The sequence below is a fragment of the Vitiosangium sp. GDMCC 1.1324 genome (assembly GCF_003044305.1).
GTDB lineage: Bacteria > Myxococcota > Myxococcia > Myxococcales > Myxococcaceae > Archangium.
Genome location: NZ_PZOX01000001.1, coordinates 717,157 through 730,584, shown reverse-complemented (window position 1 = coordinate 730,584; position 13,428 = coordinate 717,157). Strand labels below are relative to the sequence as shown.

Here is a 13,428-nt window from a genome sequence, read left to right as displayed (position 1 = left end):
GTTCTTCCCGGCCTATCAGCGGCGGACCTTCGGGTCCAGATCCACACTCACCGGGCAGTGGTCCGAACCGAGGATGTGGGGGTGGATGGCTGCTCGCTTGACGTAGGGCATGGCCCCGGGCGAGGCCAGGACGTAGTCCAGCCGCCAGCCCACGTTGCGCTCGCGCACCCCGAAGCGCTGGCTCCACCAGCTGTAGTGCCCCGTCCCCTTCTCGAAGTGGCGGAAGGAGTCCACCCAGCCGGCGCGGAGCCACCGGTCGAACTCCTCGCGCTCCTCGGGGAGGAAGCCGCTCGTCTCCCGGTTGTCCTTGGGACGCGCCAGGTCGATCTCCTGGTGCGCCGTGTTGAAGTCCCCCATCACGAGGATGCGCTCGCCGTCGCGAAATCCCTTCTCCAGCTTCTTGAAGAGGCGGCGGTAGAACGCCAGCTTGAAGGGCACTCGGCTGTTGTCCCGCTCCTTGCCGTTGCCATTGGGGAAGTAGCAGTTGACGACCGTGAGGCGGCCAAAGCGCGCCACCTGCAGTCGGCCCTCGGCGTCCATCTCCTTCACGCCCAGTGCCGTCTCCACGTCATCCGGGGCCTTGCGCGCGAAGAGCCCCACCCCGCTGTAGCCGGGACGTACCGCCGAGACGAAGTGGGTGGTGCGCCAGCCCTCGGGCGTCCGCACCTCGTCCGGGAGCTGCTCCTCGCGGGCCCGCACCTCCTGCACGCCCACCACGTCCGCCTTCTCGGCCGCCAGCCAGTCCAGGAAGCCCTTCTTGTGGACCGACCTCAGCCCGTTCACGTTCCACGAGACGATTCGCACGGTACTGTCCTCCTTGCCTGACGGGCGCGCGTGAGTCCAGTCCCTCCTTACCTCAAAGGTGAGGCCGGACGCCTCCTCGGCCAGGCACCGCGCGGCCTGTGGGCGGACGTGGGCTTCGCCACCCAGGGAGGGCCAGGCGTGCGTCCGGGGGAAGCCCCAGGGTGTCCCGGGTGCCCGACTCCCCGCGAGGGCCACTCCTCAGAGAATTCTCAGACATGCCCACGCGCCGCGTTTCCCCGCCAGTGAGTTCGCGAGGTTGCGCACTGGCTTTACTTTCACATCGCACTCCTTCCTATTGGCTCCTGGAACGCAGTGTTTCTGATTGAAGATGCAAGCATTTCCCCGATGCAACACATTCCTGAGAGGACTCTCAGCCTGAGAAACCTCTCAGAAATGACAGACAGCATGACCCTTCAGGGAGGGAGACGTGTTGGCACGAACAAGACATGAAAGAACGAGGACGCCCGCGCGAGCGTCGGCACCGCGCCGCGCGCTCCTGACGGCGTTGCTCGCTTCGGGAGTGGCCTGCCAGAGCGGCGACGCACAGAAATCACCCCCCGCCGGCTCACAGACCGTGGCCTCCCAGGAGATGCCCCTGGTGGAGCCATCCATCCAGGCCGGCCTGGCGGTGGAGTGCAAGCGCACCATCACCGCCGACGTGGTGGCCTTGGATCAGGTCTACACCTACAACCGGTTCGGCTCGTACAACCCCACGGGAATGATGTATGCCCTGAGACGGGACGTGGAGCCCATCGATGGCTCCCGGCCGATCGGTCCGGGCAATGTACGTCTGAGATTGGACAAGCGCCCGCGCCCCCTCACGCTGCGCGCCAACGTGGGCGACTGCCTGCAGATCCACTTCACCAACTGGCTGGCGCCCACGCGCTCGGACATCCCCAGCCCCCACCAATCCCAGCCCACCGTCACCCAGGTGGGGGAACCGGGCTCGGGCTACTCGATGGTGCGCAAGCTCCTGCCCACCTGGGTGTTCACCCCTTCCTGGAACCGGGTGGCCTCGTTCCTGGAGGGGAAGGCCGTGGGAGGGATCTGGTTCTTCGAGGGCCAGGACAAGGAATTCGACAACAACCACAAGGACGACTCCCCCTACACCCGCCGGGCCTCGGTGCACGTGCAGGGCCTGCAGTACTGGAATGTCGCGAATGATGATGGCGCGTTCGTGGGCCAGAACCCCAGCTCGCTCGTCAAGGTCGGCGACAGCCACACGTACAACTTCTACGCGGACCACGAAGGCGCCTTCTTCATGTACAGCATGGGCGCCTCCTTTGGTGGCGAGGGCGACGGCGGCTCCACCGCCCAGGGGCTCTTTGGCGCCGTCAATGTGGAGCCCGCGGGCTCGAGCTGGTACCGCTCCAAGGTGTCCGCCGCGGTGCTGCAAACGGCCACCCGCAAGGACTCCAAGGGCCTGCCCTTGTCCAATCCGGACGGCACCCCGCTCATCGACTACGAGGCCCGGGACTCCAAGGGTCGACCCCTGCTGAACATCCTCGACACGGGGACGAACGAGATCGTGCACGGGGACCTGGAGGCCATCGTCACGGGCTACACCCGCACCAGCGTGGGCACCTTCACTTCGAAGGATCAGGGCCACTTCCGGGAGATCACCGCCCTCTACCACGACGAGATCAAGGCGGTGCAAGCCTTCGACGAGCTGGACTGGAACCCCACCTTCCACGGCGTGCGCGACGGCTTCGGCATCAACTACGGCGTGGCCGGCGCGGGCGCGGAGCTGCTCGCCAACCGGGCGAAGATCGGCCCCACGAAGGACTGCGCCGACTGCATGTACGAGGAGTTCTTCCTCGAGTCCTGGGCCAATGGAGACCCCGCCCTCAACGTGGAGAAGGACTGGAAGGGGCAGGCGGTGCGCGCGCTCTACCCGGATGATCCCTCCAACGTGCACCACAGCTACCTGGGGGATCCGGTCCGCATCCGCAACATCCACGCGGGCCCGGCGGAGACGCACGTCTTCCACCTCCACGCCCACCAGTGGAAGCTCTCTCCGGGCGAGGAGAACTCCAACTACCTGGACTCGCAGACGATCGGACCGGGCTCGAGCTTCACCTACGACATCAACTACGGCGGCTCCGGCAACCGCAACCTCACCCCGGGCGACTCCATCCACCACTGCCACCTCTACCCCCACTTCGCCCAGGGCATGTGGGCGCTGTGGCGCGTGCATGACGTCTTCGAGGCCGGCACGAAGGATCGCCTCCTGCCGGACGCGGAGATCACCGGAGGCACGCCCAACCCCGCCGTCATCCCCATCCCGGCGCGGGCCATGCCGCCCATGCCCACCTACGTGGACACGTTGGTGACGGACGCGAGCGGCGCCAAGGTGCTGCGGCCCGCCTTCCCGGGCTACCCCTTCTATGTCGCCGGCAAGGCCGGCCACCGCGCGCCCCAGCCCCCGTTGGATATCGAGGAGGACGGTGGACTGCCCCGCCACATCATCACCAAGGCGATCGGGCCCTCCACATACGGGCTGCCCGGCAAGCGCTTCTACGTGGACCACCACGCGCTGGACGTGAAGCTGCTGCCCCAGGACGGCACGCCCATGGAGAAGAAGGCCATGTCCTTCCATGGCGGAGAGTTCCCCAGCGCCAGCTTCGTGCCGAGGCCCTACTACACGACGGACATCGTCGCGGCCTATCCGTCCTACACGGCGACCGGCGCACCGGGCTTCTTCTACGTCAACGGCCGCAAGCCGGTGGCGGGCGCGCCCTTCGCGGATCCCTGCCCCACTTCCGCACCGCGCCGCGAGTACCGCGCCGCCTATCTGCAGATCGATCTGCAGAACATGAACCGGGCCGGCTGGCATGACCGGCAGGCGCGCCTCATGGTGCTCAACGACGACGTGACCGCGACCCAGAGCGGTGCCCGGCCCCCGGAGCCCTTTTTCTTCCGGGCCGAGTCCGGGGAGTGCATCACCTTCTACCCCACCAACCTCATCCCCAACGAGCTCGAGGCGGACGACTACCAAGTGTACACACCCACGGACACCATCGGGCAGCACATCCACCTGGTGAAGTTCGACGTGATGGCCGCGGACGGCGCGGGCAACGGGTGGAACTACGAGGACGGCACGTTCTCCTTCCAGGAGGTGTTGCACCGCATCGACAAGATCACCACCGCGGGCGGCGCCTATGCGGCCGATGGCACGGTGGATCCCAGTGGGCCGCGAGTCCAGCTCACGGCGAAGGTGCACCCACGCCTGGGCGTGATGGGCGCGCAGACCACCACCCAGCGCTGGTGGGCGGACCCGCTCACGGACGCCAAGGGCCAGGAGCGCACCATCGAGACGGTCTTCTCGCATGATCACTTCGGGCCCTCCAGCCACCAGCAGCACGGCTTCTACGGCGCGCTCATCGTGGAGCCCAAGGGCTCGAAGTGGAGGCATCCGCAGACGGGCGTCTACTACGGCACGCGCCCGAGCGACGGTGGCCCCACGAGCTGGCAGGCGGACATCCTCACGAAGGATCCCGCCAACAGCTTCCGCGAGTTCGCGCTCGCCTTCGGCGACTACGCCATCGCCTATGACGAGTGTGGTCAGCCGGTGAACCCGCCCAACTACAAGGAGACGTCGCTCCCGTGGGCGGTGGACTTCGAGGCGACGCCCCTCCCCGAGGCCATCAGCGCCGCGGACCCGGGCACCATGCTCATCAACTACCGCAACGAGCCCATCCCCCTGCGTATCAGCCAGCGCCCCACGCGCTGCGCCAACCGCGTGCAGCGCACGGATACCCGCGGTGACATGGCCAACGTCTTCCGCTCGGACCTGCACGGCGATCCCTACACCCCGCTGCTGCGCGGCTACGAGGGCGACAAGGTGAAGATCCGCCTCATCCAGGGCTCCCAGGAGGAGCAACACTCCTTCACCCTGCACGGCAACAAGTGGCTGCGCGAGGGCGCCAATCCTCACAGCGGCTACTTCAACGCGCAGCCGATCGGCATGTCCGAGCACTTCGAGTTCAACCTGACCAACGGTCTGCCCCCCATCGGCGGTACCTACGAGACCGCCGACTACATGTACCAGAGCGCCTCCAGCGGCGACCTGTGGAATGGCATGTGGGGCCTGATGCGCACGTACAAGAAGAAGCAGTCGGGTCTGAAGACGCTCGGCCACCTGGCGCTCCAGGCCGCGGACTACGTCACGCTGGACTCCTCTGCCCTCTCCTACAAGGAGCTGCTGCGCGCCTGGGAGCCGGTGCCCCTGCTGGAGATGCCCGTGGAGTCCGTGCTCGTGAAGCTGGACCCGGACAAGGAGGAGACGATCCAGGTGTCCGACGAGGTGGATGACGAGGGAAAGAAGGTCGCGACACGCACGCTGGAGTACGCCATGGCGTACCCCGAGGAGATGAAGAAGCTCGACCCGCGGCTCGTGGAGGAAGCGGAGGCCCTGGGGTGGTTCGGCATCAAGCCCGCGAAGGTGGATGCGTGCCCCCGTGGCAGCGTGGTGCGCATCTACCGGGTGTCCGCGATCGACGCTGCCAACTGGTTGCCGGGAGGCCGGCTCGTCTACAACAGCGAGTACGGAATCTTCGATCCCGATGCCATCCTGTTCGCAAGGGACGAGTACCTGACGGACCTCCGCAGTGGAGCACGCAAGCCGGAGCCGCTCATCCTCCGCGCCCGGGCCGGCGAGTGCGTCCAGGTGGTGCTCACCAACCGCCTGCCCACCCAGCTCAAGAAGACGCCGCAGTGGGCACACCACTCGGCCATCACCCGGTACTTCAACGTCAACCAGGTGCGGCCCTCCAACCACGTCTCGCTGCATCCGCAGCTCGTCAACTACGACGTGAACACGGACGACGGCGCCAACGTGGGCCTCAACGCCCTCCAGACGGTGCCCCCCGGCGGCAAGCGGGTCTACCGCTGGTACACCGGCGACTTCCGCAGCTACACCTACGCGTCGCCCATCCGCCGCGGCATCTACACGCCGGTGGAGTTCGGCATCGTCAACCTGCGCAACATGGCGGACGTGGTGAACCACGGCATGCACGGCGGCATCGGCGCGCTCATCATCGAGCCGCCCGACGCCACCTGGACCACCGACTCGGGCACCGACGCCCAGGCCCGTGTGAGGCACACGAACGTGGCTGGCCAGTCGGAGACGTTCCGCGAGCTCGTCCTCCTCTACCAGGATGACCTTGGCCTGCACTCGACCCAGTCGCAGTTCTGGGACACGGACGGACTCAACAGCGGCACCGCCTTGCGCAACATCAGCGGCATCGACGACTCCCAGGATACCGGCCTGAAGGCGTTCAACTACCGCACCGAGCCCCTCTGGGCCCGCCTGGGTGTGCCACCGCAGACGGATCCCGAGGACATCAACGACATGGAGTTGGGTGACATCCTCAGCTCCGCGGCGTACGGAGATCCCGCCACGCCCCTGTTCACCGCGAACGCGGGCGAGCTGCTCCGGATGCGCGTGGGCCACCCCTCGGGTCATTCGCGCCAGCACGCCTTCGCGCTCCACGGCGCCGAGTGGTACGCCAATGCGTGGGCCAATGGTGCCTCGTCCCTGCGCATGGGTCCCAACCCCACCTCGTACGTCATCGCCACCCAGGGCGGCATGTCCGTCATGCAGTCCTGGAACTTCATCCCCGAGTACGGCGCGGGTGGCGTGACCCGCGCTCCGGGTGACTACCTCTACCGCGACATGCCCAGCTTCCAGTGGAGCGGTGGAGGACTCTGGGGCGTGCTGCGCGTGAAGTAGTCCCTTCATCCCGAGGGCGGCGCGAGGCCCCTGCGTCCGCCGCGCCGCCCTCCCCCGACACGGAATCACTCCTTCTCATGAGAAAGCGTCTCCTCCTCGCCGCGAGCGCCATGCTCGCGGGGCTCCTGGCCACCGCGGGATGGCTGTTCCTTCCTCGCGGCGCGCCGTCCTCCGAGCCGCAGCTCGAGCCCGTGGCCCTGCCCGCGCAACCGCCCGTGACGGTGACGCGTCCGGACGTGGCCGTGCGCTTCGATCTGCAACTGCGTGCCCGGATACCCGGCGCCGAACGTGGCACTCCCCTGGAGGGCCCGGCGCGCTTCGCCCTCACGAATCCCCGCACCGGCGAGCCCCTGCGCGGAGTCCGTCCGCTCGGGTGGATCAGCCGTCGCCCGGAAGGGCAGGCGGCGCCCGACGAGGTGGCCTGCAAGGAGCGCATCCAGACGTACCTGGGCGGTCTGCTGGCGGCCCGCGCCGACGCCAACCTCAACTCCTATCTCTTCCTCACCCTCAACCATGATCACACGCTGTCGGTGATCGATCCGCAGATCGCCCTGAACCGCACCAAGCTCCAGAACCTGGTGTCGCTGGGAGGCGCGCCCGCGGACTGGGTACTGCCACCGGACATGAAGGCCCTCTTCCTCTCCATCCCCGTGCACGGAACGGTGTCCGTGGTGGACCTGCGCCGCTTCGTGGTGGTGCGCAACGTGCGCGTGGGGAAGCAGCCGGGAGCACTGGCCGTCAGCCCGGACGGGCGCACCGTCTGGGTGGCCAATGAAGGAGACGGCACCGTCTCCGTCATCGACACCGGCACCTACGAGGTGTTGCGCACACTCGAGGTCGGCGCTGGCAAGCACGCCTTCGCCTTTGGCGACGGAGGCCGGACGGCGTGGGTCTCCAGCTCCGAGGATGATGCGCTGGTGGCGGTGGACGTGGCCTCGCTCGAGGAGCTGGGCCGCGTGGAGGTGGGCAGCGGCGTGGGCGCCATCGCCTACAGCGAGGTGGCCAAGGCCCTCTACGCCGTGCAGGAGCGCACCGGTGAGGCGCTGGTGGTGGACACCACCCGGCGCGAAGTAGCGCGCCGCATCCCCCTGGCCCCCGCCCCTGGCGAGCTGCGCTTCGACCCCTCTGGCCGTTGGGCCTTCGTCCTCTACCCGCGCGGCGACCGCGTGGACGTCCTCGATGCCGCCTCCAGCCAGGTGGCCCATACCCTCAGCGGCTTCTCCGCGCCGGATCGGCTCGTCTTCACCAGCGCCTTCGCCTACGTGCGCAACACCGAGGACGCCCGCGTGACCCTCGTCGAGCTGGCCTCGCTGGAGAAGGAAGGCAAGCCCTCCCTCGTCCAGGTGACCATGGGCCAGAAGCGACCGTCGGCGGCGAAGGAGCTGGGCCGCTCGGCCCCCATCGCCGTGATGCCCGAAGGCAACAGCGTCATCGTCGCGGGCACCGCGGATCGCGCCCTCTTCCTCTACACCGAGGGCATGATGGCGCCACGCGGCACCCACCTGAACTACGGCCGCGAGCCCAAGGCAGTGCTGGTGCTGGACCGCTCGCTGCGCGAGGTGGAGCCCGGCGTCTTCACCTCCGAGGCCGTGGTGCGCGAGAACGGCATCCACGACGTGTTCCTCCTCCTGGACTCCCCGCGCACGGTGGCCTGTCTGGAGTGGGACGTGCGGGGAGTCCCCGAGGACGCCTCCGCCTTCCGCAAGCTGCCCGTCACCGTCACCCCCGAGTTCGATACGACCGCGCCGCTCATCGCCGGAGCTCCGGCCACGCTGCGCTTCCGGCTGACGCCCACGCCGCACGGAAAGGACTCGCGCCCGGTGCAGCCCGAAGAGGTGCAGGTGCTGATGTTCCGCCCGCCCTCGGGCCATTGGTTGCAGCGGCCCACGCCCCGGCTCGTGGAGGAGGGGCTCTTCGAGGTCGAGGTCTCCCCACCCGAGCCTGGTCAGTACCAGTTCCTCGTGGGCGTGGAAGGCCGCGGCGCCAGGCTCGGCTCGCTCCCCCACTTCACCCTTGGCGTCCAGCCCGCGTTGGCCGCCCTCCCCTCTCCCGAGGCCCACCGATGATGAACGTGCTCACCCGGGCCCTGGCCCTGCTGCTCCTGCTCGCCTCGCCCGCAGTTGCTTCCGCGCAGGAGACGGCACGTGTTCCCGCCCCAGCCCCCGCCCCTGACTCCCTCCGCATCCAGGTGCCCGATGTCCCCCTCGTGGATCAGCACGGCAACCAGGTACGGCTCTGGTCCGATCTCGTCCGCGGCCAGGTCGTGGCCATCAACTTCATCTTCACCCGCTGCAAGACCATCTGTTCGCCGATGACGGCCACCCTGGCGCGCGTGCAGAAGGAGCTGGGGCCCAACAGCCCCGTGCGCTTCATCTCCATCACCCTGGACGTGGCCAACGACACTCCCGACCGCCTCGCCCGCTTCGCCGAGCCCTTCTCCCCAGGGCCCCGCTGGTCCTTCCTCACTGGCGAGCCGGACAAGGTGAAGGAGGCCCTGGTGGCGCTCGGCGGCTACACCCCGGACAAGGAGGCCCACCGCCCCCTCGTCCTCGTGGGCAACGCCACCGCCGACAAGTGGGTGCGCGTGGATGGTCTCGGCTCGGCCGCCTCCATCCACGAGGCCATTCGCGAGGTGCGTGCCGCCTCCGCGCCTCCCGCCGAGCTGGACACCTCCTCCACCGCCGCCCAGGACGCCGCCGCCTCTCGCTACTTCACCAACACCGAGCTGGTGGATCAGCATGGCAAGACGCACCGCTTCTACGAGGACCTCATCCGCGGCCGGAAGGTCCTCATCAACTTCGCCTTCACCTCGTGCAAGGGGGTCTGCTCGCCCATGACGAAACACCTCGCCGAGGTCCAGAAGAAGCTCGGTGGCCGCGTGGGCAAGGACATCACCATGATCACCCTCTCCGTGGACGCCGCCAACGACACTCCGGAGACCCTCGCCCGCTTCACGAAGAAGTTCGGCGTCGGGCCTGGCTGGTACTTCCTCACCGGAGCCCGCGAGAATATCTCCCTCGTCCTCAAGAAGCTCGGTGGCTACACGGACGATCCCAATACCCACAGCTCCACCCTGCTCATTGGTAACGCGGCCACCGGCATGTGGGTGAAGGCGCCTGCCATGTCTCTCGTGGACAACCTCGTGTACGCCGTGGAGCACCTCGATGATCCCCGGTAGGGGCGTGCTCCGGGTGGCCGTCGTCGGGTTGTTGCTGTTGGGCGCTTGCCGCAAGGAGACACCCGCGGCCCCCGTGGATCCGGAGGCGGCCAGGAAGGGGCGCAGTCTCTTCCAGCGCGGCGAGAGCGTCCGAGGCGCACCTCTGGTGGGACTGCTCGGCCCCGAGCGGATAGAGATGAGCGGCTCCGTGGCCGCGTGCGCGCGCTGTCACACGCCGTCCGGACGCGGCAGCCAGGAAGGCGGCGTGGAGGTGCCGGACATCCGCCCCGAGGCCCTGCGCCACCCGCGTCCGCGCGCCTCCGTGGACGTGGAGGATCGCTCGCGTCCCGCCTATGGACGCGACACCCTGCTGCGCGCCATCACCGAGGGCGTGTCCGCCAGTGGGCGCCCCCTGGGGACGACCATGCCGCGCTATGTGCTCGGGCAGGCGGAAGGCGAAGAGCTGCTCGCCTATCTGGGGAAGTTGGGTGAGACGCCGGATCCGGGCATCTCCCCCACCACGCTCACGGTGGGTGCGGCGCTGCCGCTCAGGGGACGGCTGGGCGAGGCCGGAGAGGACGTGGCGCAGGTGCTTCGAGCCGCCTTCTCGGAGGTGAACGCGGGCGGAGGCATCTTCCGGCGGAAGCTGGAGCTGGTGGTGGAGGACGACTCGGCGCTCTACGAGCCGGGGCCCGCGGTGGTGGGCCCGGATGCCACCACGCGTTTGCTGGAGCGGGGCGTGCTCGCCCTGGTGGGCAACCTGCGCAAGGGCACGCCCGCCTCGGACGCACGGCTGCGGCGCGAGGGTGCTCCGCTCGTGCTCCCCATCGCGCTCGGCGAGGGTGCCGGGGACAGCGACAGTCCCATCTTCTTCCTCTACCCCGAGGAGCCCGTGCAGGCCCGTCTGGTGGTGCAACATCTGGCGCGCGCCGACGAGGAGCGGCGGGTGCTGCGCCGCCAGCCCCTGGTGGTGGTGCGGGCGGAGGATGCCGGAGGCCTCGCCTGGGCCCGTGCCGCGCGCGAGGAAGCCCTGCGGCGGGAGCTGCCCGAACCGGTGGAGCTGCCACTGGTGGACGGTGCTCCGGTGCCCGAGGCGCTCCAGAGGCTGCGCCGGACGCCACCTCCCGCCATCCTCTACGCCGGCCCTCCCTCGGGCCTGAAGGCGCTGCTGGAGACGTTGGAGCCCTGGAAGCTGGAGACGAGCGTGTATGCCCCGGCCAGTCTGGCCGAGCCCTCGGTGGTGGCGGGCAGCTCGCTCCCCGTCCTCTTCGTCTACCCACCGGGAGTGGAGGGACGCGAGGCCCACCTGCGCGCCTTCTCCTCTTTCCTCGAGCGCCACGGCCTGCGCCCACGCCATGTGGCGTTCCAGCTCGGCGCGTATGCGGCGTCGCGTGTGCTGGTGGAAGCCTTGCGGCGCTCGGGCGCGGACGTGACGCGCGCGGATCTGATGCTGCGGCTGGAGGAGCTGCGAGACTTCGATACCGGGGTGACTCCACCCGTGACCTTCGGCGTCAACCGCCGCGTGGGTGTGCAGGGCGCTCAGTTGGTACGTCTGGACACGGCGAGCGGCCGGCTGGAGTCCGCCTCCGCCTGGATTCCGCTCTCTCCCTAGATGGGCAGCTCCAGCACCAGCTCCGCGCCCCTCACCGTTGCCGGCTCCACCCAGACGCGGCCCCCGTGACGCCGCGCCACCTCGCGGACGATCGCCAACCCGAGCCCCGCGCCAGGCTCGGAGCCGGGCAACCTCCGGAAGGGGGCGAATACCGCTTCCCGCTCCGAGGGCGGAATGCCAGGGCCCTCGTCCGCCACGCTGATGCGCAACCGCTCCCGCTCCCGCCACAAGCGCACGCGGATCTCCCCTCCCTTCGGGGAGAACTTGAGGGCGTTGGCCAGCAGGTTGTCCACCGCCTGTCGCACGCCGCACGGATCGATCCAGGCCTCCTCGCTCGCGGGAGCCTCCAGGTGGATGAGCAGCCCACGCACCTCCGCCTCGGCGCGCGCCGCCTCCACCGAGTGGCTCACCACCGCGGCCAGATCCCACTTCTTCCGATCCCACTCCCCGCGCCCCGCCGCGGCCAGGTCCAACAACTCGCCCGCAAGCACCGTCAGCCGCTCCACCTCGCTCCGGGCCTCACGGAAGGAGACACGCAGCTCCTCGGCGCTCCGCTCGCGCCGCAGCGCCAGATCCATCCGCGTCCGCATGAGCGAGAGCGGGGTACGCAGCTCGTGGGCGGCATCGGCGATGAGCCGCTCCTGCGCGTCTCGAGCACCACGCAGCTTGTCCGTGGCCTCGGCGAGCACCTCCCGCAGCTGGCCAATCTCATCCGAGCCCCCGTCCACGGAGGGCGCCTGGGAGAAATCCCCCTCGCGCAAGAGCGTCAGGTGGCGGGTGATGGCGCTCAACCTGCGGCCCAGACGCCGGGCGAGGAACGTCTGCAGCACCAGCAGCATCAGCCCCATGAGCGCGGCCATGGAGAACGCCCTCCGGTAGTAGCCGCGCACCGAGCCATCCACCTGCGCCAGCGACGCCTCCAGGCGCAGCGCGTACAGCTCCCCATGCGGCGAGCGCACGCTCACCACCACCTCGCGCACACGCGTGCCATCCGGCAGCGTGTGGGTGGACAGCCGGGGCGGCACCCGGGGATCTCCCGGCATCAGCAGACCGGTGGCGAGCTCGCCCTCCAGCAACGGTGGATAGTGCATCACCAGCCGCCCGTCCGGGCCGAAGAGCTGGCCCCGGGGAGCAAAGGGGCGCACCTGCTCGATGAGGGGCGACACGGCCATGTGCAGGTGCACCTTCTGTCCGGGGCCATCGAAGAGGCTGACGCTCTCCACCGCGGCCTGGGCCAGCAGGGCCCGATCCAGCGAAGCCTCCAGATCGTACCGGAAGAGCTGCCCGGCGATGACGAGCGCCCCCAACGTGGCCAGAGCCGGAACCAGGGCGCCCAGCAACCACAGACGCCGGGTGAGCGTCATGAAGCGCGGTTCCCCTGCTCGACGCGCAGCGTGTAGCCCACGCCCCGCACCGCGCGGATGGACACGTCCTCGGCGCCCAACCGCTCCAGCTTCGCGCGCAGATAGCCCACGTACACTTCCAGCACGTTGGGGCTGCCCTCGAAGTCCGGGCCCCAGATCTGCACCATCAGCCTCGCCCGCACCTGGGGCTCGCCCGGCTGGCGCGACAGCGCGGAGATCAGGGAGAACTCACGCGCGGTGAGCGATTCCTCCCGGAGCCCCCGGCGCAGGACTCGGCGGCGAGGATCCAACAGCACCGAGCCCAGCCGCACCGGTCCGCCCTGCTGCTCGCCCCGGCGGTGCAGGGCCTCCAGACGCGCCAGCAGCTCGTCGAAGTCGAAGGGCTTCACCAGGTAGTCGTCCGCCCCGGCGCGCAGCCCCATCACCTTCTCCCCGGTGGTCCCCCGGGCCGTCAGCATCAGCACCGGCGTCTGCGTTCCCGCCTCGCGCCACTGGCGCAGCACCGAGACCCCGTCCATGTCCGGCAGGGTCCAGTCCAGGATGATGACGTCGTAGTCCTCGGGAGGCTCCTGACCCAGAGCGGCCCGGCCATTGGTGCAGACATGGACCTGGTGCCCCTCCTCCCCCAGGCCCTGCCGCAACAGGCTCACCATCTTCTCTTCATCCTCGACGAGCAGGCACTTCACGGTCGCCCCCTCTTCATGCTTCGGCGCCGCTCGCAATGATGAAGTGAATCGACGTTCTTAATCCATCAAAT

General features: G+C 69.0%; 7 protein-coding genes. 4 read left to right on the top strand and 3 right to left on the bottom strand.

From position 1 onward, the window contains the following. Positions 1 to 15: 15 nt before the first annotated feature. Complete coding sequence (locus tag DAT35_RS02805) at positions 16 to 804, bottom strand: exodeoxyribonuclease III (protein ID WP_108065303.1); 789 nt, start codon at positions 802 to 804, stop codon at positions 16 to 18. Between the two features lie 589 nt (positions 805 to 1,393). Here DAT35_RS02805 and DAT35_RS02800 point away from each other — a divergent pair. The 4 genes from DAT35_RS02800 to DAT35_RS02785 all read left to right on the top strand — a co-directional run bounded on the left by DAT35_RS02800 (position 1,394) and on the right by DAT35_RS02785 (position 11,307). Then, entirely contained in the window at positions 1,394 to 6,538 is a 5,145-nt protein-coding gene (locus tag DAT35_RS02800; protein ID WP_108065620.1) for a copper oxidase, read from the top strand. Positions 6,539 to 6,615: 77 nt separating this feature from the next. Further along, a complete protein-coding gene (locus tag DAT35_RS02795) occupies positions 6,616 to 8,604 on the top strand; it encodes a hypothetical protein (RefSeq protein ID WP_108065302.1) in 1,989 nt (662 codons plus the stop codon). Beyond that, positions 8,601 to 9,716, top strand: a complete 1,116-nt coding sequence (locus tag DAT35_RS02790) for an SCO family protein (protein WP_233261266.1) — start codon at positions 8,601 to 8,603, stop codon at positions 9,714 to 9,716. Before DAT35_RS02795 ends, DAT35_RS02790 begins: the two co-directional genes overlap by 4 nt. Beyond that, the gene (locus DAT35_RS02785; RefSeq protein WP_108065301.1) at positions 9,703 to 11,307 is read left to right on the top strand and encodes an ABC transporter substrate-binding protein; all 1,605 of its coding nucleotides are present in this window, start codon (positions 9,703 to 9,705) and stop codon (positions 11,305 to 11,307) included. Before DAT35_RS02790 ends, DAT35_RS02785 begins: the two co-directional genes overlap by 14 nt. Here the strand turns inward: DAT35_RS02785 and DAT35_RS02780 are convergent. Together DAT35_RS02780 and DAT35_RS02775 are read right to left on the bottom strand one after the other, a co-directional pair. Further along, positions 11,304 to 12,671 carry a HAMP domain-containing sensor histidine kinase gene (locus DAT35_RS02780; RefSeq protein WP_108065300.1) on the bottom strand — a complete coding sequence of 456 codons (1,368 nt, stop codon included), beginning with the start codon at positions 12,669 to 12,671 and terminating at the stop codon, positions 11,304 to 11,306. The two genes, DAT35_RS02785 and DAT35_RS02780, sit on opposite strands and share 4 nt — an antisense overlap. Beyond that, positions 12,668 to 13,357 (bottom strand): response regulator transcription factor, encoded by a 690-nt coding sequence (locus tag DAT35_RS02775; protein ID WP_108065299.1) that lies wholly within the window; start codon positions 13,355 to 13,357, stop codon positions 12,668 to 12,670. Before DAT35_RS02775 ends, DAT35_RS02780 begins: the two co-directional genes overlap by 4 nt. Positions 13,358 to 13,428: the final 71 nt, after the last annotated feature.